The 22,484-nt window shown below is 37.7% G+C and carries 16 protein-coding genes and 3 pseudogenes; 13 read left to right on the top strand and 6 right to left on the bottom strand.

Annotated elements, in window-relative coordinates; genetic code table 11:
• The first annotated feature begins 26 nt into the window (after nt 1-26).
• The 3 genes and pseudogenes from slmA to L3081_RS02930 all read left to right on the top strand — a co-directional run bounded on the left by slmA (nt 27) and on the right by L3081_RS02930 (nt 3,008).
• Entirely contained in the window at nt 27-623 is a 597-nt protein-coding gene (gene slmA / locus L3081_RS02940) for a nucleoid occlusion factor SlmA (protein WP_242283317.1), read from the top strand.
• 16 nt (nt 624-639) lie between these two features.
• Nucleotides 640-2,117: pseudogene (locus L3081_RS02935) on the top strand (aminoacyl-histidine dipeptidase).
• Nucleotides 2,118-2,348: 231 nt separating this feature from the next.
• A complete protein-coding gene (locus tag L3081_RS02930; RefSeq protein ID WP_242283316.1) occupies nt 2,349-3,008 on the top strand; it encodes a response regulator in 660 nt (219 codons plus the stop codon).
• On the opposite strand, the gene L3081_RS02925 is transcribed toward L3081_RS02930, so the two are convergent.
• Nucleotides 3,005-6,469: a hybrid sensor histidine kinase/response regulator gene (locus L3081_RS02925; RefSeq protein ID WP_242283315.1), complete on the bottom strand. Its 3,465-nt coding sequence runs from the start codon at nt 6,467-6,469 to the stop codon at nt 3,005-3,007. The two genes, L3081_RS02930 and L3081_RS02925, sit on opposite strands and share 4 nt — an antisense overlap.
• 439 nt (nt 6,470-6,908) lie before the next feature.
• Here L3081_RS02925 and L3081_RS02920 point away from each other — a divergent pair, with 439 nt between their 5' ends.
• The 6 genes from L3081_RS02920 (at nt 6,909) to L3081_RS02895 (ending at nt 11,933) form a co-directional block, all read left to right on the top strand.
• A complete protein-coding gene (locus L3081_RS02920; protein WP_242283314.1) occupies nt 6,909-7,508 on the top strand; it encodes a TonB-dependent receptor plug domain-containing protein in 600 nt (199 codons plus the stop codon).
• Nucleotides 7,439-9,043 (top strand): TonB-dependent receptor, encoded by a 1,605-nt coding sequence (locus L3081_RS02915; protein ID WP_338027246.1) that lies wholly within the window; start codon nt 7,439-7,441, stop codon nt 9,041-9,043. Before L3081_RS02920 ends, L3081_RS02915 begins: the two co-directional genes overlap by 70 nt.
• 60 nt (nt 9,044-9,103) lie before the next feature.
• A complete protein-coding gene (locus tag L3081_RS02910) occupies nt 9,104-9,370 on the top strand; it encodes a hypothetical protein (RefSeq protein ID WP_242283313.1) in 267 nt (88 codons plus the stop codon).
• Nucleotides 9,370-10,014, top strand: a complete 645-nt coding sequence (gene pnuC / locus L3081_RS02905; protein WP_242283312.1) for a nicotinamide riboside transporter PnuC — start codon at nt 9,370-9,372, stop codon at nt 10,012-10,014. The genes L3081_RS02910 and pnuC overlap by 1 nt, the downstream gene beginning before the upstream one ends.
• Nucleotides 10,015-10,025: 11 nt before the next feature.
• Entirely contained in the window at nt 10,026-10,895 is an 870-nt protein-coding gene (locus tag L3081_RS02900) for a phosphotransferase (protein WP_242283310.1), read from the top strand.
• A gap of 93 nt (nt 10,896-10,988) precedes the next feature.
• On the top strand, nt 10,989-11,933 hold the full coding sequence (locus L3081_RS02895) for a response regulator (protein WP_242283309.1): 945 nt from the start codon (nt 10,989-10,991) through the stop codon (nt 11,931-11,933).
• A 39-nt stretch (nt 11,934-11,972) separates the two neighbouring features.
• On the opposite strand, the gene L3081_RS02890 is transcribed toward L3081_RS02895, so the two are convergent.
• From L3081_RS02890 to L3081_RS02875, 4 genes and pseudogenes are all read right to left on the bottom strand, one after another.
• Nucleotides 11,973-13,187, bottom strand: a complete 1,215-nt coding sequence (locus L3081_RS02890; RefSeq protein ID WP_242283307.1) for an EAL and HDOD domain-containing protein — start codon at nt 13,185-13,187, stop codon at nt 11,973-11,975.
• A 109-nt stretch (nt 13,188-13,296) separates the two neighbouring features.
• Entirely contained in the window at nt 13,297-13,737 is a 441-nt protein-coding gene (locus tag L3081_RS02885) for a hypothetical protein (RefSeq protein ID WP_242283305.1), read from the bottom strand.
• A gap of 149 nt (nt 13,738-13,886) precedes the next feature.
• Nucleotides 13,887-15,623: pseudogene (locus tag L3081_RS02880) on the bottom strand (sodium:solute symporter family protein).
• 2 nt (nt 15,624-15,625) lie between these two features.
• Complete coding sequence (locus tag L3081_RS02875; protein ID WP_242283304.1) at nt 15,626-15,874, bottom strand: DUF4212 domain-containing protein; 249 nt, start codon at nt 15,872-15,874, stop codon at nt 15,626-15,628.
• Between the two features lie 489 nt (nt 15,875-16,363).
• Here L3081_RS02875 and L3081_RS02870 point away from each other — a divergent pair, with 489 nt between their 5' ends.
• From L3081_RS02870 to L3081_RS28875, 3 genes and pseudogenes are all read left to right on the top strand, one after another.
• Complete coding sequence (locus L3081_RS02870) at nt 16,364-18,229, top strand: putative nucleotidyltransferase substrate binding domain-containing protein (protein ID WP_242283302.1); 1,866 nt, start codon at nt 16,364-16,366, stop codon at nt 18,227-18,229.
• 129 nt (nt 18,230-18,358) lie between these two features.
• Nucleotides 18,359-18,931 carry an exonuclease domain-containing protein gene (locus tag L3081_RS02865; RefSeq protein WP_338027245.1) on the top strand — a complete coding sequence of 191 codons (573 nt, stop codon included), beginning with the start codon at nt 18,359-18,361 and terminating at the stop codon, nt 18,929-18,931.
• A gap of 256 nt (nt 18,932-19,187) precedes the next feature.
• Nucleotides 19,188-20,500 (top strand): annotated as a pseudogene (locus L3081_RS28875) (leucyl aminopeptidase family protein).
• Nucleotides 20,501-20,526: 26 nt separating this feature from the next.
• On the opposite strand, the gene L3081_RS26275 reads toward L3081_RS28875, so the two are convergent.
• Complete coding sequence (locus L3081_RS26275; protein WP_274620298.1) at nt 20,527-20,649, bottom strand: hypothetical protein; 123 nt, start codon at nt 20,647-20,649, stop codon at nt 20,527-20,529.
• Nucleotides 20,650-20,698: 49 nt separating this feature from the next.
• On the opposite strand from L3081_RS26275, the gene L3081_RS02855 reads away from it, so the two are divergent.
• A complete protein-coding gene (locus L3081_RS02855; protein WP_242283300.1) occupies nt 20,699-22,279 on the top strand; it encodes a methyl-accepting chemotaxis protein in 1,581 nt (526 codons plus the stop codon).
• The last annotated feature ends 205 nt before the right edge of the window (nt 22,280-22,484 follow it).

Below are 22,484 nucleotides of genomic sequence, written 5' to 3'. Positions count from 1 at the left end.
AAACAAATAATAGAGAACATCTTACTATGTCAGTTAGCCCTAAGAGCAAACAGAAAATTAGTCGAAAACAACAGATACTAGAATGCTTAGCATTGATGTTACAATCAAGCCCAGGACAGCGTATTACTACTGCAAAATTAGCGGCAGAAGTTGGCGTTTCTGAAGCAGCGTTATATCGTCACTTCCCTTCGAAAGCCCGTATGTTTGAAGGTTTAATCGATTTTATCGAAGAATCTATTTTTTCTCGCATTAATCTTATTTTATCTGATCACAAAGAAACCCTAGTACGTTGTCATCATGTGTTACATGTGCTGTTAGTTTTTGCCGAGCGAAATCCTGGCATGTGTCGTATATTATCTGGCGATGCTCTGATGGGTGAAAACGAACGATTACGCAGTAGAGTACATCAATTTTTTGAAAAACTTGAATCACAATTCAAACAAATATTACGTGAACGAAAGTTACGTGAAGGCAAAACATTTACCATTAATGAACAAGCATTAGCCAATATTTTAGTGGCATTCGCTGAAGGAAAAATCAGCCAATATGTACGTTCTGGTTTTGATAAAAAGCCAAGTAGCGACTTTAATGAGCAATGGCAATTTTTAATGGCAAGCAAATAAGTACACAAGGAAAAACATGGGCACATTATCACAGCTTAAACCAACACGTTTATGGCAATTATTCGAAAAAATTTGTAGCATTCCTCGGCCTTCAAAGCATGAGCAAAAAATATCACAATGGATTCAGTCTTGGGCAACCGAATTAGGTCTTGAGATAAAAGAAGACAATGTAGGTAATTTAATCATTAAAAAACCTGCGACGCAGGGTATGGAAGGTCGACAGGGTATTATTTTGCAAGCGCATATGGATATGGTGCCTCAAAAAAACAATGATACTGAACACGACTTTTTAACGGATCCTATTCGCCCATATATTGTTCATGAGAGTGATGGTGACTGGGTAACGGCAGACGGCACAACATTAGGTGCAGATAACGGCGTAGGGTTAGCGTCAGCGTTAGCGGTTTTAGCCAGTGATGATCTTGCTCATGGTCCATTAGAAGTGCTTGTCACCATTGATGAAGAAGCCGGCATGACGGGCGCTTTTGGCTTAGAATCAGGTCAGTTTGCTCGACGGTGATATTCTCATTAACACTGATTCAGAACAAGAAGGTGAAATTTACATGGGCTGTCTTGGTGGTATTGACGGCTTAGCTAAATTTGACCTAGCGTTTGAAAAGACACCAGAAAACACCCAAGCGTTTAATTTGTCAATATCCGGTTTAAAAGGTGGTCATTCAGGTGTTGATATTCATACGGGTAGAGCCAATGCAAATAAGCTGTTAGTACGTTTTTTACTGGATGCTAGCAATGAATTTGATTTACGCTTAACAGAATTAAATGGCGGTAGTTTACGTAATGCCATACCACGTGAAGCCAATGCCGGCTTTGTTATTCCAACTAACCAAGTAGCTGCACTTAAAACACAATTAACACAATATTTAACCACAATTCAAGGTAACTTGGATGCGATTGAACCGACTATTGATATGTTATTAATATCGCCTGAAGATTTTGACCAATCTTTGGACTATTACAACACAAAGTCAAATTTTACGTGCTCTCAATGCTTGCCCTAACGGCGTTATTCGTATGAGCAATGACATTGAAGGTATCGTTGAAACTTCTTTAAATTTGGGCGTCATTCAAACTCGCGGCAAAAAATTAAATGCCTTAGTGTTAATTCGTAGCTTACACGACGATGGTCGATTAGAAACGCAACGTACTGTACAGTCTGTGTTTGAACTAGCGGGGGTTGACATGTCATTTAGTAATGCCTATCCAGGATGGAAACCTAATCCAGATTCAGCCATTATGAAAACAGTTAGCGACACCTATCAAACATTGTTTAATAAAGCTCCTGCGGTTATGGTTATCCATGCGGGTTTAGAGTGTGGTTTATTTAAAAGTGCTTACCCTCACTGGGATATGGTATCCATTGGCCCAACAATTAAGTTTCCACATTCTCCTGATGAAAAAATTGAAGTTGCAACCGTTGCTCAATACTGGCAGTTATTAACTGCAGTACTAGAGCAAGCCCCAAAAAAACAATAGCCCAAACGATGTGATTGCTGATGTTTAGATGACTCAGCAATCATAACTTTCGCTTTCAGCTATATTTTGAAGGCTACTGCATTAAGAAAATATATCTCTTGAATATGGCTCATTTAGAGACGATGAACAACACATCCCGCTCTATCGTTTCTACAAGGTACTAAAAAGTAAAATTTGTCATTACTCATTTTTCCGTTAGAATAGAATACTTACTTGTTTAGGAAGTTTTCTATGTTTCAGCCTCAAAAAATAATAATTGCTGACGACCACCCTTTGTTTAGACAGGCACTACTGGGTACTTTAAAAAATAAACTAAGCCAAACACAATGGCTTGAAGCGCAAACAATTGCCGAACTTGAACAACAACTACAAGACAATAATGATAGTGATCTATTGTTATTAGATTTAAATATTCCAGGCGCTCATGGTTTTAGTACGCTTATTCATGTGAGAAATCATTTTCCACAAATTCCGGTTGTCATCGTTTCTGCACACGAAGAACACAATACTATTAGTAAAGCGATGGGTTATGGTGCCGGCGGCTTTGTACCCAAATCAACACCGGTAGAAGATATTTTTACCGCCATAGTCACCGTTTTATCAGGTGAAATTTGGCTACCAAAATCATTTCAAGACACGCCAAAAAATGGCGAAAGTTGTGATATTGCTGAACGTGTTGCTAGCTTAACCCAACAACAATACAAAATATTAATGATGTTTGCGCAAGGCCTACTAAATAAGCAAATTGCCTATGATCTTAATGTGTCTGAAGCAACTATCAAAGCCCATGCCACGGCAATTTTTCGAAAACTAAATGTTCGAAACCGTACGCAAGCGGTTATTGCAATAGCTCAACTAGACTTAACTGAAAAAGGCTTCGAGCAAAGTTAATCACCATAATCTACCTGCAACTTCTGCGCTAACTTAGCACTCATCAAGGCTCTTAGCGCTGCAGGTTTTACTAATTTTCGCATAAAACCTACATCAGCATTTTTTGCTTTGGCTTCAATACCAAGCTCTGTTGTTGCCGTAATCAGTATTGCAGGAATGTAATGATTACAGTCTTTACGCATATCAGCGATTAACGTTAAACCATCAATTTGTTCTCCTGTAGGTAAGTCAGCATGATAACCTAATTGATAATCCACCAAGAGAATATCAATATCACGTTGGTGGTTAGCAAACTCAATCAAAGCCGTTTCTCTTGAATCAGCGGCTAAAATATTACATTGCCATGCGGACAATAATTCAACCATACCACTTAATACATCAGGATCATTATCAATACACAATACGGTAATATCCTTAAATCCCATATTCGCTAATGGGGTAACAGCTTTAGGCTTAGATATTAATGGGCTTGCTTTCTCAACTGAAATAGAAAATTTACAACCTTGCATTTCACGCGATTGTAGACTTAAAGAATGACCCAATAGATCCACTAATGATTGCGTAATATTCAAACCTAAACCTAAACCACGACACGACTGGCTTGTAGGCGTATCTAATTGTATAAATTGTTCAAATACTAATACTTGTTTTTCTAACGGAATACCTGGCCCGTTATCAAGCACCTGTATAATCACTTGATTGTCATACATCCTTGCGCCTAAGAGTACTTTACCAGGGCTCGCATATCTAAAAGCATTACCCACTAGGTTTTGGATAATACGTCGGAGAAGATGTTGATCTGATTTTACCCACGCTTTTGTTGCAACAAGTCTGAATTCGATATCTTGCTCAACGGCTAAAGCAGCAAATTCTTGCTCTAAATCCTCAAATAATTCATTTAATGCAAACACCGTTATATGGGGTTTAATGTTGCCACTTTCCAAACGCGCAATCTGTGCTAAATCTTCCAATAAATCATTCGCAGCTCTAAGAGATTTATCAATATTATCAACTTGACGTTGTTGTTCTGACGTTAAATCTTTTTGCTCCGTTAGGGCTGATGTAAATAAGCGCGCAGCTTCTAAAGGTTGCATTAAATCATGACTACAAGCTTTTAAATATTGACTCTTTTTAATATGCGCTTGTTCAGCCTTTTCATGAGCTTTAGCCAGTGCTTCATTGGTTTTTGCTAGGGTTAATGTCCGTTCGTAGACCCGTGTTTCCAGATCTAAATTAGCCTCTTTTAATACTTGCTCAGCTTGGCGATACGCGGTGATGTCTGAAAACAACATAACAAAACCGCCGCCAGGTAATGGGTTACCTTCAATAAGAATAGTTTGCCCATTGGCTTGCTGTCTTTCAGAGCTGTGCGGACTACCTTTACGTAAATACTCTAGGCGTCTAAAAACCTGATTATCAATATCACCCGCACCGCATAAGCCTCGTTTAACATTGTGCCGAATCAAAGCTTCTATAGGGCAACCAACGCAAACAAGCTCTGGTGGATAATCAAACAAATCCAAATATTTTTTATTCCAGGCCACCAAATTTAAATTTTCATCTACAATAGAAATCCCTTCACTGGCATTTTCTATCGCGCTCTGTAATAAATTTTGTGAGAATTCTTGTTTTTGACTTGAAGCATCTTCAACTAATACTGCTAATTCGTCTAAAGCGATGTCTCGACCATCTAGGGCTGAAGATAAGACTAAACGTGCAGATGAGGCGCCCATCACTAGCGCTAATGTATTTTCTGTGTGCTGCAGTAACAATTGATTATAAGTAGCATTCCCCAACTGTTTTCTGTCGTGCGAAGATTGAAATAGACTGAAACTTGACTTTGCCTTAGGCTCACCAACAAAACGTGAAGCAAGTAGCTCTAATTCACTCACATCTAACTGACGTTTCTTTTCAACTTTCAATAGCTTGGGTGATTGCCACTCCAAAAACAATGAAGCTTGAACTCGCTCTTGTACACTTTGACGGCTAATTTGTGATAACGCCCACATCACAATAATATTGGCTAATAAACTAAAGAGTGTCGCTGTGGTTTTAGCAGGTAACACCCCTTCAGCAAAAGGAGAGGGATACAAGCCAAATTGCGGCAAGAAATTCAAAGTTAGCCATAGAATAAAGCCAACTAATATACCTGCATAAACGCCAACTAAACTCGCACGACGCCAGTAAAAAGCAACAATAAGTGCAGGTGTTAACTGCGCAAAAGCGCCAAATGCAACTTCGCCTGATGACGATAAGGTATCTGGAGCTGCTAAAATAAAAACGGCATAACCACACATAATAACAAACAATATCAATAATTTGCGTATATTTAACAAACGTTGCCTAAAACTATCGTAATTAGACTCAGCTACTTTTTGTCGACGATAAAGTAATGGAAAAACAATTTCATTACTGAGCATGGTGCTCAAAGCGATAGCTGAAATAATAACCATAGAACTTGCCGCAGAAACTGCACCAAGAAAAGTAAACAAAGTTAACCAAGTTTGCCCCCCAATACTGGGTAAAAATAAAACATACACATCAGAGGCAACACTATTACCTAATAATAACTGCCCCGCGAGTCCTAAAGGTGCTGCAAAAAAAGCAAAAATTAACACATAAATAGGAAATACTCGTCGACCTAACCAAGTATCTTTCTGATCTTTCAACTCAACAACCATCACTTGAAATTGTCTAGGTAAAGACAAAAATGCTGCCATAACAATCACTAACATGGCTAGCATTGAGCTAACGTTACCGACATTCATTTGCTGTTCTAATTTTAAACTGGCGTTTGACTGCTGCCAAATATCAGCGGGTGAATCAAATAAAGAGAAACACACAAACAAGCTTACCGCTAAAAAGGCAATAATTTTCACCAATGACTCAAAGGCGATAGCCAACATGACACCGGGGTGTCGTTCTGTTACATCAATATTACGGATACCAAATAAAATAGAGAATCCTGATAAAACCAAACTAACTACTAAGCCAATATGCCAACTACTGAGACTTTGATCTTCTTGTAATTGTTGAAAAGTGTATACCATTGCTTTTAACTGTAGAGCGATATAAGGCATAGTGCCGACAAAAGAAACAACCGTAACAATAATGGCTAGATTATGTGATTTACCAAAACGCGAAGCTAATAAATCAGCAATAGAAGTTAAATTGAGTTTTAAGCTAATTCGGATAATACGTTGTATAAATGGCCAAGCAAAAACAAAAAGGATGATTGGCCCAAGGTAAATCGGAATATGAGATAAAAAATTAGTGGAGGCTTGCCCTGCCGTACCTAAAAAACTCCACGAAGTACAATATACCCCTAAAGTCAGAGCATAAATAATCCCTTGTCCTTTTTTAGCTAACTGATTTCGGTACTTATCCCCTAAATAGGCTATTAAAAATAATAGACCGATGTAGACTAAACTAAGACTAACTAACTGCCAGTTGGGGAACATTCTGCTTCTCTACTCTTGATGGATAGTGTTGATTCTATCTCAAATTAAATTAATACCCAATCTACCTATGCAATATAACTAAAGAGTTGTCTCTGGATAAATACGACCTTTAGCTAATTAACTGATTAGTTAGTACTAATTTTTACCAAAAAGTTGGGTATTACACTTCAAACTTTGCTACACTGCGCGCGAACCAAGGAGTGCGGTTTTGTTTATTCGCTTAAATTAATGCGAAAACAAATAACTGCTGAGATGTTGATGATATCAACAAACCCTTTGAACCTGGACGGGAACTTATACTCATTTTAAATGTTGATAAGTAGCCGGCGTAGGAATGGTTAGTGAGTCAATCACAATGTCAACACAATAACCTCCCAGTGCCGGATCCCATAGTATCAATTTACACAGTATCAATTGATTTAATACTTATGAGATCTATATGAATTTTGCCCAATCACCACTTACAAAAGTAATCTCTTCATGCTTACTTTCTACAACCATATTAAGTTTACAAGCAAACGCTAGTGAAGCACAAAGTGACGAACCATCCACCACAGAAACTATTACAGTCACCAGTGATTTTAGACAACAAAATTTGCTAAAAACACCGAGTGCTTTATCCGTATTAACTGCTGTTGAAGTACAGCAACGAAATGCCCAAAACCTTGAAGAGTTAGTAGCCGTTATTCCTAATGTTAATTTTGCTAGTGGTTCACAGCGTGCGCGTTATTATCAAATTCGTGGTATTGGCGAAAGAAGTCAATTTAATGAACCCATTAATCCCTCCGTAGGTATGATTATTGACGGTATTGATTTTACTGGTATTGGCAGCATTGCAAACCTTTTTGATGCTCAGCAAGTAGAAGTTTTCAGAGGGCCTCAAGGCACACGTTTTGGCGCTAATGCCCTAGCCGGTATGTTTAATATCACAACCAATGCCCCTACCGACCAGTTTGAAGGTGCTATAAAATTAGATGCAGGCAACTACAACAGCTATGGTTTGGGTGTTGCATTGTCAGGCCCACTTCAGATGAAATAAATTATCGCTTTGCTGCAAATCACTACCAAAGTGACGGTTTTATTGAAAACACTTATTTAAATAAAAATGACACCAATAACCGTGATGAAACAACCGTTAGAGGTAAAGTATCAATACAAGCAACAAACGATTTAACAATTGATTTATCGGCGTTTTATTTTGACTTTGATAATGGTTATGATGCCTTTTCATTAGACAATAATCGTCAAACCCTGTCAGATCAACCTGGTTTAGATGAACAAAAAACGCAGGCTATTGCTGCTAAACTAACTTACCAAGGTTTTGAACAATTTACGTTAATCACTTTATTAAGCCTTGCAGATTCTGATTTAGCTTATGGGTACGACGAAGATTGGGCTTACGAAGGCATTTCAGCTCCAGAAATAATTGAAAACCCTGACTATGCTTATTGGGAATATTCTTCGACTGACTATTACTTCCGGGATAAATCGACTCAAACTATTGAACTTAGAGCGTTATCTAACAAAGGTAATGAATTATTCAATGGGTCAACTTCTTGGGTAGCCGGTGTGTATTTCAAACAAGATGATGAAAATCTGGAACGCCAATATACCTATTTAGCAAGCGATTTCACTTCAACCTTTGATAGTCAGTCAATGGCTATTTATGGTCAACTTGACAGCCAATTAAATTCAACATTAACATTAACCACAGGCTTAAGGATTGAGCAACGTAGCGCGGACTATATTAATTCTGATGGTTTTAGTGATAGTCCTGACGATACAATGATCGGCGGTAAGTTAGTGCTTAGTTATCAACAAAATGATAATGCCTTTTGGTATGGTTCAATTAATCGAGGTTATAAAGCGGGTGGCGCAAATACCGACGGTAGTTTACCGGATGATTTACGTACCTTTGACCCTGAATATCTAGTTAACTATGAACTCGGTTATAAAGTTTCCTTATTTGATAACACCGCTTTTATTCGTGCTGCTGCTTTTTATATGGACAGAAGTGACATTCAAGTAAAAAGTTCAAAAACCATTGTTCGTGATGATGGTAGCTCAGAATTTATTGCCTACCTCGGCAATGCCGCAACGGGCTCTAACGTCGGGGTAGAGATTGAAGCGAATTGGCAATTTAACGAATCAATTGAATTTTACGGCGCATTAGGTTTACTTGATACTGAATTCAAGGGGTTTATCAATGCCGAAGGCGCATCTTTAGATGGCAGGCAGCAAGCTCACGCACCTAATTATCAATTTAATCTTGGTGTAAATATTCGCCCAAGTGAAGATTGGTTGATTAACTTCTCCGTAGATGGAAAAGATGGATTTTATTACTCTGATAGCCATAACGAACGATCTAAGTCGGTAGAATTAATCAATGCTTCACTGAGTTACTTACAAGATGAGTACCAAGTAAAACTGTGGGCTCGAAATTTAACTGATGAAGTGTACGCTAACCGTGGTTTTTATTTTGGTAATGACCCTAGAGATGGGTATACTGACAAACAATATTCTCAATTATCAGAGCCATTAGTTTTCGGTATCACGCTAGACTATCAGTTCTAAAACCCATACAAGTACACACTGATACTTTATTATTAGTGTGTACTAATTAAAGGATATATTATGCAAATATCGATCGAATTAAGTTTATACCCGCTTGCAGAAACACAGTATAAAAGTGAAATATGGGCTTTCATCAAACGCCTTCGCAAGGTAGAAGGGTTAGACGTAGTAACTAACGGTATGAGTACCCAAGTTTTTGGTGATTATGACTTAGCGGTAACCAATGTCATGGCAGAAATCAAGCACGTTCATAGTACCGTGGGTGCTGCTGTGTTTGTGTGTAAATTTATTAGTGGCCATCATGCGCAACCAGAGCCTGAAAGTTAATGTCTGAGTTGTTTGCTAACTTTCTGGACTATTCTGCCAATTTACCTTGGCTTGAGCTCATCGCAATGTTACTAGCACTTGCTTATGTTTTATGGGCTGCTATTGGCTCAATTTGGTGTTGGCCGACTGCATTTTTTAGTACAGCTATCTACACATATATTTTTTATGATGTATCGTTACTCATGGACAGTGCCCTCAATATTTATTATTTGATCATGGCTGTTTATGGTTACTTGATTTGGCAAAAAGATAGCAATCAAAAAAATAATCAACACAGTAAGTCGCCTTTAACCATTGTTTCATGGCAACTAAATTTTCATATTAAAGCCTGCCTAATTTTAACGATAGTCTCTTTTATTTTAGGCTATCTTATGGCAAATTTCTCTTCGGCTCATTTCCCATATTTTGATACATTCACGACGGTATTTGCCATATTTGCCACTTATTTAGTCACTCAAAAAGTACTCGAAAATTGGATTTACTGGATTGTGATTGATGCGGTTTCTATCTATCTTTATCTCGCTAAAGACTTAATACCAACGGTTGTTTTGTTTGGTATTTATATCATTATTGCAACTTGGGGTTACTTTAAATGGTTAGGTTTGTATAAGCAACGGCAGATCAATATGCACAGGACGGCATAGGGTTAATTGTTATGGTTCCTCCCTTAAGTTCATTACCTTGCTTCACTCAGGTTAATCTAATTGAAACCATAACAACTGGCCTCAGTAGCCTTTGCTACCGAGTTCATGCTGATAATACCATTTTTTTTGCTAAGCAAGTCACCGAAAATGAGTCCATTGTTAGCCTCCTCTCGGCTAAAAGCAACATAAGCCCTACTGTTATTTACCATGATCAACACTGGCTCATTTCCCAATTTATTGAGGGAGACAACTTATCTTTAGAGCAACACCCCCTCAATGAAAAAATATCCATCGCCATGAAGTTAATGTCGCTATGTCATAAGTTGTCGACAAAAACTATCATGCTCGATCCAAGCTTATCACTTCACCCCAAAATGCTTGTTTATAATCTGATTGATAAAATATACCTCTCAACAAAACAATTAATAGCAATTCCTGCCCTCCAGGAAAGTACACTAATCGATATTGCCAATCACATACTCACACTGATACCTCCTATGACTAACAAGGTTTGCTGTCATGGCGATATCAATTTCAGCAATATATTATTATCCGCTGAAAAACGAGCTTACTTAATTGATTATGAATGTGCATGCATAGCACCAAGAGAATATGATTTAGCTATGTTTATAGCTGTAAATAATCTAGAAAAAGAACATATTTTACCTAGTGTCCAACAATATACAGCACATGCGTTAGTTAATATAAACCTACCTTTGTTAAAGCACTACCTAACGTATTGCTATTTCCTTAATGGCTTATGGTATATAGATGCATACCAAAAATCCGCTTTACCATCATTCCTCTGTTTAGCCAAACAACAATGGCAAAATATACACACTGTCGCACTTGTCAATGTAGCAATAAATCACCTTCCTTGATTTTAGCTATGAACTTATTGCAAAGCGCCAATAGTTCTAGTAGTTTAACCTTAACCATATCATCACAAAAACAATAATTGTTGGATTTTATTTATGTCTGTAGAAACTATTTACAAAGTCACTTTACATCCTTTTATCAATGAGTCGATTGCTAGTCTTAAAGCAATGACCCACCTTACAGGTACTTCTGGCGATGCCTTTATGGATCAAGTGGATGATTTTCGTTTCAAGGGCTATGCCGTATGTTCTGAAGTAACAGGATGCATAAATGGCGTAATCATGATGCATCATTACCCAGAAACGGCTATTGCTATTGGTAATTCAGTTTGTGAAACCATGTTTGACGAAAAATATAATCACACAGAAATGAATGATGAGCTAAGCAATGCCTTAGCTGAGTGGGGCAATACAATTGTTGGTCGTTCTACTGATTTATTGAGCCGACATAATCTGGAATTTAATTTTTCTAGTCCCTATTTTGTTCATAATTTTGATGACATGGAAAAATATTTAGTAGGCGTTAAAGAAATTGTTACCGTTCCTATTACTGTTGAAGGTGTTGGACGTTATTACTTTAACTTATTAGTACGTGATGTGAATTTCCAGACCAGTGGAGCGAAACGTGAAGAAAGCTCTGGTATCGCCAACCCACATAGCAAACCATTGCCAACAAGTAGTAAAATATTGTTAGTTGATGACAGTGCTATGATCCGTAAAGCATTAAAGCGTTTCTTAAATAATTTAGGTTACGAAAATATTATTGAGGCAGATGATGGCTCTGTCGCTGTAGCCATGGTAGAAAGTGAAGCCCCTGACTTTATGTTTATGGATGTTGTTATGGGTGAAATGAATGGTGATGAGGCCTTGAGTAAAATTCGAGCTAATGGGCATAATGTACCTGTAGTGATGCTGTCATCTGTTACGGATAACGCGCTAGTTAAACAATGTGAAGCAAGCGGTGTTTCTGGCTTTATCTTTAAACCGATTCAAGCAAATAACGGTGCTGAAATTATCAAATCTTACCTTAAAATAGCGTAATATTTGACAAAAGATACCTAGTTTATTAATTAGGTATCTTTAAGTTGCTTTGTATGCCGATAGCCATTGATACGCTTCATCACTGCTTGAAATAAGGCTTTCGGGGCTTATATTGTATGCCTGACTAAACGTATTGATCACATCCCAGTTTCCTTCTGAGTAGGCAATAACAAAATCAAGACACTCAGCTAAAACACCGGTATGGTTAAGTAAGGCGTTATTAATTTCTTCCGCTAAAGGAAGTGCCTGTAATACCTTCGCCATTGGTCTATCTAAAATGGCATCAAGTGTAGAAAACAACCCCGTTAAAAACGCGTATTCAGAGAGTTGATTTAACCCCATTAATTTGGCAAACTTTTCGCAAAGTCGCGCTCTTAAAATAGTATTATGAATCAGTACAGTTGGTTTTTCTGGGTTTAGCTTAGCCATCACTATCAAACACACAAATTTACGCAGTTGAATCTCACCTAAATAGGCAATTGCTTGCTTAATCGACTTAATTTCTTTAGTGTGAGAGAACCATACCGAGTTAACAAAACGCAATAATTTATAGGTTAAATCCATATCATATTCAAAATAACGTTCTAACTTTTTATAGCTATAGTCTTCCTTTATCACTTCACTATAAATAGACATTAAAAAAGGATGCGAAGAACCTATCTCAATACCAATAAAAATTTCAGGCTTATAAAAGAAATACCCTTGATAATAGTCAAAACCAAGTGCTTGAGCTTCTAAAAAATCTTGGTAGGTTTCTACTTTTTCCGCTAGAAGTTTAATTTTATACTGCCGAAAAAGCGGTATTAAATACGCCATAGAAGCAAGAGGAGTGGCAATAATGTCAACTTTTATCAACTTAATTAATGGAAAAAAACGTTCCCATGCAGGGCTGTAGATAAAATCATCAAGCGCTAATGAAAACCCTTGACGAGAAAGTTTAGCTAAAACTTGATAATTTTCATCCGTTGGTTCTACCGATTCAAGTACTTCCACTATAATATTCTTATAGGGAGCCATATTCACTAAATGTTCAGCAAGAATGTTCATCGGAAAATTAATTAAGGCCGGCTTTCCTTCAGTCATCGTTTCAAGACCGATATTAAGGTAACTATTAATTAATAATTTTGCTGTGGCTATATCAGGGGCAACATCTGAGGGAAAACAATTTTTTGTGCTATCCCTAAATAATAATTCGTAAGCAACAACATGTTTTCTATTATTTAGAATAGGCTGCCTTGCGGTATAGACCTTCATAAAATCCCCTTATAACCTCACTGTACAAAAATAAGGATAGCCTATCTCACGTAAACATCTATGAAACACCTTAAAATACTCGAAAAACAATCCACAACAAAAAACACTATTATTTAACAGTTTGCGTATAAAACTCTGAAATGTACTGCCCCCCTTTAATTTTGGTAATCAAACGCAGTTTATAACTATCCCCTTTATTACCCACTAGTTCTCGTAACTCCGTGTGATTACGCCAGTAATACGGACTTTCTTTCATTCCCAAGGGGTAAGGTGTCATTTTATCTGTCTTATCCACCAAAAAAAGTGTAGCGCTATCTAACGGAAAAGTTGAGTTTATTTCGGTTACTCCCGCTTTATCAGAAATATTCACTTTAAATTCACCAGACACAAGCACACAACTGTGATTAATAATATCGCAATGCCCTTCAGGAACTAATTGAATAATTTTAGTTTTAGAGGCTTCATTTTCATTATAGTAATCAGCACCAATATACCCTAGCACAGCAAGGAAAGGGGCAACCATAAAAGCAACTTTAAGGTGTCTATTCATATTTACGTCTTCTTAATTCATCTTATTTAACAAAGCAATATAACAGAAAAGGCTGAACGACTCTTAAAAAATTGTCGTCCGGCCTTTATTCTATTCTATTTCGAGACTCAAAAGTTATCTCTCTATACTTAATGCTCGAACTTTACTGTTTAGTGAGCGTGTGCTGCACTAGCTTTTCCTGGTAAACGCATATGGTCAACCATATCTTGAATATGCGCCGGCAAGCCGACCTGTTACTTTAAGTAGAGCAAAGGCTACTGCAAAGTTAACTAAAGCACCCACTGCACCAAAAGCATTAGGTGAAATACCAAAGAACCAATCAGGACCCATATCACCTAAGAATGAAGTACCAGGAATGAACATAATACCTTTGTGTTGGAACACATACAGCATAGTCACACCGATACCCGAAACCATACCCCAAACGGCAGCAGTACCACTCATTTTTTTAGAGAATATGCCCATCATTAATGCAGGGAAGATACTTGATGCCGCCAAACCAAAGGCTAAGGCCACAGTACCTGCCGCAAATCCAGGAGGATGTAGACCCAAGTAACCTGAAATCAGTATGGCAATGGTCATAACAATACGCCCACCAACAGCTCATTTTTCTCTGATAGATCTGGCGTTAACACCCCTTTCATTAAATCATGAGATATTGAGGAAGATATAGCTAACAGTAAACCTGCCGCTGTTGATAGTGCTGCAGCCAAACCACCCGCGGCAACTAACGCAATTACCCAGTTAGGTAAATTTGCAATGGCAGGGTTAGCTAATACCATAATGTCACGGTCAACTTTAACCATTTCATTCGTTGTTTTATCAGCTGTGTACTGTATTTTACCATCGCCATTTTTATCTTCAAATTTTAATAAACCTGTTAGTTCCCAATCTTTAAACCATTGTGGACGCTCAGAGTATTCTAAATTTTGACCTGCTGCCGGTTCAATAGTATGCATCAAGTTTAAACGCGCCATTGCACCTACTGCAGGAGCTACAGTGTAAAGTAAACCGATGAAAATTAGTGCATAACCTGCCGATGAACGTGCTGCTTGCACTGAAGGAACCGTAAAGAAGCGCATAATTACATGAGGTAGACCCGCAGTACCAATCATAAGTGACATGGTATAAGCGAACATATTTAACGTGCTACCTAAATTACTCGTAGTGTATTCTTTAAAGCCTAAATCTGTAACAACCATATCTAATTTATCTAGTAAATAAATACCGCTACCATCGGCCAATGTGCTACCTAAACCTAATTGTGGAATAGGATTACCGGTTAATTGTAATGAAATGAATATGGCCGGAATTGTATATGCAAAAATCATAACAACATATTGCGCGATTTGTGTATAAGTAATACCTTTCATACCACCTAGTACTGCATACACCCAAACTACAGCCATACCTATGCCTAAACCTAAGCCGTAATCTACTTCAAGGAAACGAGAGAAGGCAACGCCAACACCTTTCATTTGACCAATAATATAAGTTAATGACGCGATAATTAAACAAACAACCGCAACAATACGCGCTGTTTTAGAATAATATCTATCAAAGATAAATTCAGGTACGGTAAATTTACCGTGTTTACGCATATAAGGAGCGAGTAACATGGCTAGTAAAACATAACCACCTGTCCAACCCATTAAGAAAACTGAACCACCGTAACCCATAAAGGCAATCATACCCGCCATTGAAATGAATGACGCTGCACTCATCCAATCGGCACCAATTGCCATACCATTTTGCATTGGTGTTATACCGCCACCTGCAACATAGAAGTCACTAGTTGAGCCTGCACGCGCCCACCAAGCAATACCAAAATATAAGGCGAATGTGCCGAATACAGCAATGTAAGTATATAGTTTTAACTCATCCATACTTATTCCTCCACTTTATATTTTTGATCAAGTTTATTCATTTTGGCGCCATACCAAAAGATTAAACCAAGAAATGAGTAAATAGAACCTTGCTGTGCAAACCAAAAACCAAGTTTGTACCCACCTAGACGAATCGCATTTAGTGGCTCTACAAGAAGTAAGCCTAAACCAAATGAAACTGCAAACCAGATTGCAAGACATATAAAGATTAGGCGAAGATTCTCCGACCAATAAGTTTCTTTATTTTCCACAATAGTCTCCTAGCGACGTTATAGCCTATGTTTCAAATTAATATGAGCTCACATTAATATGTGTATTTTTATTAGGCTTTTTATTAGTAATAATTTTAGTAAAAGCGTGAACATGTATTTTTGTCCGTAGTCTTTTTATGAACAAAGGCAAAAATCCATATTCAACTTCAACAGTATTAAATCTAACAACCTTTTTTTTCTGATATTAAACTTTAGTCTAGATCAAAGTTTTGGCAGATAAATAAGCCTAACAATATGACAAGTTTACTAGAATTATAAAGGTCTCTAGGGCAATTCATAAAACAAGTGCAACTTTAGTCTACATTGCAACTTCAATGGTTGACTACCTATACTCAGCACTCTAAATTATCCTTATCACCAGATGAGCATAAAAGCATTTTTCTAATTGTCTATGGTATTTCTTAGGTACATCACAGGCTTTCCGTTCAGCAAAACAGGTACATTCCGGAACCATAATGGAGACGAAACATGGACACCGAACTTTCAGAAATCTACAGCTTCATTCAGAGTATTCCGCCTTTTGATAGCTTGCCAAAAACAGCATTAGGCCGATTAATTAAAGAGCTAACAATCCATTACGTACGTAAAGATGAATACCTACCGCCGAAAGGAATGACAGAGCCTTGTTTATATATTGTGCGTAAAGGGGCATTAAGCTGCCTTGTCAACGATAACGAATTAGTTTCACGCCTTAGTGAGGGTGATTTATGTACTGAGTTTTGTAAGCAGGCCTTACAGCTGTCAACTAATTTAGAAAAATTACCAAGTAGACAAGTAAAAACCGACGAAGATTGCTTAGTTTATAGTCTTGACGCTAAAATTTTACATGATCTTGGCGAAAGCTATCCAAGTATTAGCGATTACTTCAGTAATAATTCTGCCGAACGCCTCAAGCAAAGAATGTCTAAAGCAAATGAAGAAGCTATCATATCCTCTTCCTTAATGAACACTCCTGTAAGTAACTTTTATCACAGCCCAGTTATTGGTATTAATATTACTCACACAATTCAAGAAGCCGCAATACAAATGACTGAGCAAGGCTTTTCTTGCTTAGTTGTGCTTAATAACAAACAGTGTGTTGGCATTATCACTGATAAAGATATACGCCGTCGTTGTGTCGCTGAAGGCTTACCTATTACGACTAACATTTGTGAAATTATGACAAAAGAGATGAGCACTATCGATATTAAAGATAATGCTTACGACGCACTCATGACTATGACGGCTAAACGCATTCATCATTTACCTGTGACTAAACAGGGTGAAGTGGTTGGTATGGTTACTGTCACAGACTTAATGAATAATGAAGGACATAATGCCGTTAATTTTTCGAGCATCATTCACAAAGCAAAAAGTTTAGTTGAATTAAAAGAAATAAGCGGTTTGTTACCTAAATTACAAATTCGATTAGCAAAGCTTGGTGCAAGTGCTGATCATATCGGTAAAAGTATTAGCGCTATTACCATGGCATTCACTAAACGCTTAATTGAAATGGCAGAAGAAAAATATGGCCAATCGCCAGTTCCTTACGCTTGGTTAGCTGCGGGTTCGCAAGCAAGACAAGAACAACTTGCCCATTCAGATCAAGACAATGCCATTATTATCTGTGATTCAATGAAACCTTATGATGATGCTTGGTTTGAAAGCCTAGCCCACTTTGTTTGTGATGGTTTAGCTGACTGTGGTTTTATTTATTGTCCCGGTAATATTATGGCCACTAATCCCAAATGGCGCCAACCTGCAAAAGTTTGGCAGCAATATTTTGATGATTGGGTTGATACGCCAAAACCAAAAGCATTATTAAACTCCGTATTTTTTGATTTAGACACCATTTGTGGTGACGCTAATTTACTTGATAAAGTGCGAGAAAAGTTACTGAGAAAAACACAAAACAATAGTTTATTTATCGCGCATTTATCTAAAAATGCCCTAGGTTTACGCCCACCCCTTGGATTTTTTAGAGACTTTGTACTGAAACAAAACGGCAAACACAAAGCCACGTTAGATCTAAAGCATAATGGTATTGCCCCCATTGTCGACCTTGCCCGTATTTATGCCTTATCTCAGGGTATTAGCGCCGTGAACACTATTGAGCGTATCAAGCAAGCTGCAGGTACTGCTGCAATTACCAAATCATCCGCAGATAATTTGATAGATGCATATGAATTTTTAGGAATGTTACGTGTTAAACACCAAGCAAATAAATTAATGAAAGGGCTTGATGCTGATAATTACCTATCCCCCAAAGAATTATCAAAGTTAGAGCGTGAACACTTAAAAGATGCATTTAAAGTAATCAAAACATTGCAAGATTCAAGACAGGCAACTTACTAATGGTAATGCTATCTTTTATTAACTATCTAGCGGGATATGAAGCAAAACGTAAACGATTATTGAAAAAAGCGCCAGAGGGGCCGCTTAAACAATTTTTGACCGTGCCTTTTCCAAAGACTTGAAACCTCAATAAATGATCTACCTATTTTAGCCGTAGACTTCGAAACGACGGGCCTTGACGCGAAAGCAGACAAGCTACTAAGTGTCGGTTTTGTTGCCATGGAACATGAACAAATAAAACTAAAATCCTGCTATCATCAAATCATCCAAGCGCAAACGACACTTGAAGAAAGCAATGTAATAATCCATCAAATCACTGACACCCAAAAAGAACAAGGGCAACCATTACACATCGTTGTGGAAAAACTTTTAAAAGCATTAGCCGGTAAAGTGATGTTAGTCCATTTTGCTCGCATTGAACGCCAGTTTTTACAACAAGCTTGTTTTGAATTATATGGATTAGTACCCGATTTCCCTATCATTGATACCTTAGTTATAGCCAAACGACAACTGGACAAGCGGGATATTTCTTATGACCCATCAGAATTACGATTATCAAAATTACGTCATAAGTATCAACTACCTGAGCACCATGGCCATAATGCCCTTAATGACGCCATTGCTACGGCCGAACTACTCCTTGCTCAAGTAAATAACAAACCCAAGGCCGAAAAAATACAACTCAAAGATCTTATTTTATAAAATTTATTAACCACAACCCGTTTAGCTGTAAATTTCTAGTTGCGAACACCCTACCCCTAGGTTAAGTTATAATCTACCTATTGATATAGCTTAGGCTTCAACCTAACATTTTCCAATAAACGACCAAAACCTAAGAAGCAAGCTTTCTTAGGTATTACGCTTTAAGACCAAATTACAGGCACCTTATGATTTCATTACTTACCGTTGGCAATACTGGCACTCCACTTACTATCATAGAGAAAGCAAACTATACACAATGGTTATCAAACCAAAATCCATCAGATCTGCGCCGTTAGAACAAATAAACTATTCAGGTGAAGGTTTAGCGTTATTACCTTGCTTCTGTGCGGAAAACAATGGGGCATTATGCCAAGCAATTTTTGTAGTGGATGATGCAAGCCATTATTTTTCATGTGGAAATTTAATCAATTTGCTGCCACCAGGACAATATTTACTACACGCAGCACCAGAACATCAACAAGCGATTTGTTTTTCATGGTTGATGGGTGCTTATGAGTTTTCCAACTATAAAACACAGCACAAGCAAAAGTCTCTTCCTAGTTTAATTGTTAGTAAACAATCTCTTGTCGACAGCGCTATTAATCATGCAAAAGCAACCGCCTTAGTACGTGACTTAGTCAATACACCTGCTGCCGATATGATGCCACAAAACCTTGGTGATACAGCGCAAAAATTAGCTAAGGACTTTGGAGGTCAAGTATCGCAAATTATTGGTGATGATTTACTTACTCATAACTACCCTACTATTCATGCAGTTGGCCGTGCAAGTGTTCACCAACCGCGGCTCATCGACTTTACTTGGGGGATAAATCACACCCTCAAATAACTCTTGTTGGTAAAGGGGTATGTTTTGACAGTGGGGGCTTAGATCTAAAACCTTCCGCCGGTATGCGTTTTATGAAGAAAGATATGGGTGGGGCTGCACATGTTTTGGGTTTAGCACACCTAATTATGTCTCATAAATTACCTATTTTTTTACGTGTATTAATCCCTGCCGTTGAAAATTCCGTTTCAAGCAATGCAATGAGACCTGGTGATGTAATAACCACACGTAAAGGACTCACTGTTGAAATTGATAATACTGACGCAGAGGGGCGCCTAGTACTGTGTGATGCATTGGCTGAAGCAGATAATGATGAAAATGAATTAATCATCGATTTCGCCACGTTAACTGGCGCTATGCGTGTTGCTTTAGGCACTGAAGTAGGCGGTTTTTTTGCTACAAATGACCACGTAGCAGAGGAAATAACCAAAGCCGGCAATAAAATCAATGATCCTGCTTGGCGCATGCCATTATATCAACCTTATACTGACTTATTTTCAAGCACTATAGCGGATATGACTAACTGCTCTTCGGGTCCTTTTGGTGGAGCAATTACCGCCGCATTATATTTAGAAAAATTTATCAGTAAAGAAACGAACTGGGTGCATTTTGATGTGATGGCTTTTAATGTCCGCGCCCTATCTGGACGTCCCTTAGGTGGAGAGGCTTTCGGCATTAGAGCAGTATTTGACTATTTACAAACAAAATATAATACTCAAAACTAAAACAAGCGGGGGGATAATTTGATTGGTTAATCGCGCTTTTCATGCGCGATATCAAGTTTTCCCCAACTAAATATATCAACTAAAGTATGATAGTCAAGCTGTGCTAAACTAATATAATCTATTGTGGTAATTGAATGAATTAAAAACATCTTAAACCAAGTTCTGGTTAAATACATACGCTACATAAAGGTAATTATAATGAATAATAAATTAATACCTAGTACATTATTAGCGCTTATTTTCGCGCTACTGGTCGCTATTTTTCACTACTTTAGTACCCGCATCTTCCCGTCAATTTTTTTGTCAACCTTGGTATTAACTACCCTCACTTTTATTGCTGTTTTTTTTATAACAAGTAAAAAACATTCTGATCACGATGGGTCTACTAAAAATACGTTACAAGAATCTTCAGATCACTTTGCCGAAGTGGGCGAAAAGATTGGGGTTCAAGCCAGTGAATTGGCTATCAATTCGGCAGAAATAAGCTTCTTTTTAACCCAATTAAGTGAAGCAATAGAGAAATCTAGCAACGATGTTGATAGGCTAGCCACGGCTGCCGAGCAAATGTCGATGAACAGCAAGCAAATTAATGACAATGCCGAGCATGCATCAAATCAAGCAAACCAAGCAATGAGTGCAAGCGCTTCTAGTTCGCATCAATTGCATGATAATATTACTGTCGTAAATTTACTGAATGAATCCGTTATCAATGCGTCTAATATGATTCAGTCGCTTGAGAAAAAAGCATTAGAAATACAAAGTATTACTGATGTTATTGATGGTATTTCCTCGCAAACAAACTTGTTAGCATTAAATGCTGCTATTGAAGCCGCTAGAGCAGGAGAGCAAGGGCGAGGGTTTGCCGTTGTCGCCGACGAGGTAAGAGCTTTAGCAGCAAAAACCGCCGACGCAACCCATCAAATTGGTGAAATGCTGAACCAAATTGGTAAAGAGACAAACGAAACAACCACGGTCATGAATACAATAGTGCAGCAGACAGATAGCGTAGTAGGCACTTTGACAACCTTATCCCACTCCTTTACCGAAATAGATCATCTAATGGCAGACTCATCAGAAGCCAAGACTCAGATTAGCCATGCATTACAAGAACAAGATATGGCCGCCGCTGAAATCTCAACATCTGTTGTCAGTTTACACGACTTTCTTGTGGATAAGAGTAACGAAACGCAGCGCATCTCAAGCCAGGCACAAACCTTATCTAATAATAGTGAATCAATTTTTGTTCACCTTTCAGAATTTGATAACGATACATTTATTAACACCATGTGCAAACAGGCACAGTTGGCAGCGAAAAAAGTAAGTGAACTGTTTGAAGAGAGTATTGCAAGTAACCAAATAACACAGCAAAAACTTTTTGATTTCAATTATAAACCTCTAGGTACAAGTGTACCGCCCAAATTCACCTCAGGTTTTGATGGCTTTACAGATCAATACTTACCAAAAATTCAAGAGCCTCTGTTAGACGAGTTCAGCGAAATGATCTATGCAGGCGCAGTTGATATCAATGGCTATTTTCCAACGCATAACAAACGCTATTCAAAACCTTTAACAGGTAATCCTGAAGTTGATATGGTTAATAACCGTACCAAACGTATGTTTAACGACCCAACAGGCATACGTTCTGCCCAACATACCAACAAATTTTTATTACAAACATACAAGCGTGATACAGGTGAAATAATGCATGATATATCAGTGCCTATTTTTGTTAAAGGTAAGCATTGGGGCGCATTTAGAATAGGATTCAAAGCAAAATAAACTATCCTAACGACACCATTTAGCATTATCCACTTGTATAAATTTTACACCACTTCAGACAAAACATGCTATTTCAGATGTTAGTCATCAGCAAAATAATACCAGTTTCATTAATTAAGTGATCTATTTTATACGTAGAAAAAATTACCAAATACAAAGCATTTATTCATAACGAGTTATTCTAATGATTAAATAAATAACGATG

The organism is Colwellia maritima, assembly GCF_022669015.1.
GTDB classification, from domain to species: Bacteria; Pseudomonadota; Gammaproteobacteria; order Enterobacterales; family Alteromonadaceae; genus Colwellia; species Colwellia maritima.
Note: the sequence above shows the minus strand (reverse complement) of the source record. Positions and strands in the feature narration are given on the sequence as shown.

Coding starts and splice junctions, on each gene's coding strand:
- L3081_RS26275 (WP_274620298.1), bottom strand. CDS start 20,649: ATGTTTTTAATTCATTCAATTACCACAATAGATTATATTAGTTTAGCA.
- pnuC (WP_242283312.1), top strand. CDS start 9,370: ATGTCTGAGTTGTTTGCTAACTTTCTGGACTATTCTGCCAATTTACCT.
- L3081_RS02855 (WP_242283300.1), top strand. CDS start 20,699: ATGAATAATAAATTAATACCTAGTACATTATTAGCGCTTATTTTCGCG.
- slmA (WP_242283317.1), top strand. CDS start 27: ATGTCAGTTAGCCCTAAGAGCAAACAGAAAATTAGTCGAAAACAACAG.
- L3081_RS02900 (WP_242283310.1), top strand. CDS start 10,026: ATGGTTCCTCCCTTAAGTTCATTACCTTGCTTCACTCAGGTTAATCTA.
- L3081_RS02925 (WP_242283315.1), bottom strand. CDS start 6,469: ATGTTCCCCAACTGGCAGTTAGTTAGTCTTAGTTTAGTCTACATCGGT.
- L3081_RS02870 (WP_242283302.1), top strand. CDS start 16,364: ATGGACACCGAACTTTCAGAAATCTACAGCTTCATTCAGAGTATTCCG.
- L3081_RS02890 (WP_242283307.1), bottom strand. CDS start 13,187: ATGAAGGTCTATACCGCAAGGCAGCCTATTCTAAATAATAGAAAACAT.
- L3081_RS02910 (WP_242283313.1), top strand. CDS start 9,104: ATGCAAATATCGATCGAATTAAGTTTATACCCGCTTGCAGAAACACAG.
- L3081_RS02895 (WP_242283309.1), top strand. CDS start 10,989: ATGTCTGTAGAAACTATTTACAAAGTCACTTTACATCCTTTTATCAAT.
- L3081_RS02885 (WP_242283305.1), bottom strand. CDS start 13,737: ATGAATAGACACCTTAAAGTTGCTTTTATGGTTGCCCCTTTCCTTGCT.
- L3081_RS02930 (WP_242283316.1), top strand. CDS start 2,349: ATGTTTCAGCCTCAAAAAATAATAATTGCTGACGACCACCCTTTGTTT.
- L3081_RS02920 (WP_242283314.1), top strand. CDS start 6,909: ATGAATTTTGCCCAATCACCACTTACAAAAGTAATCTCTTCATGCTTA.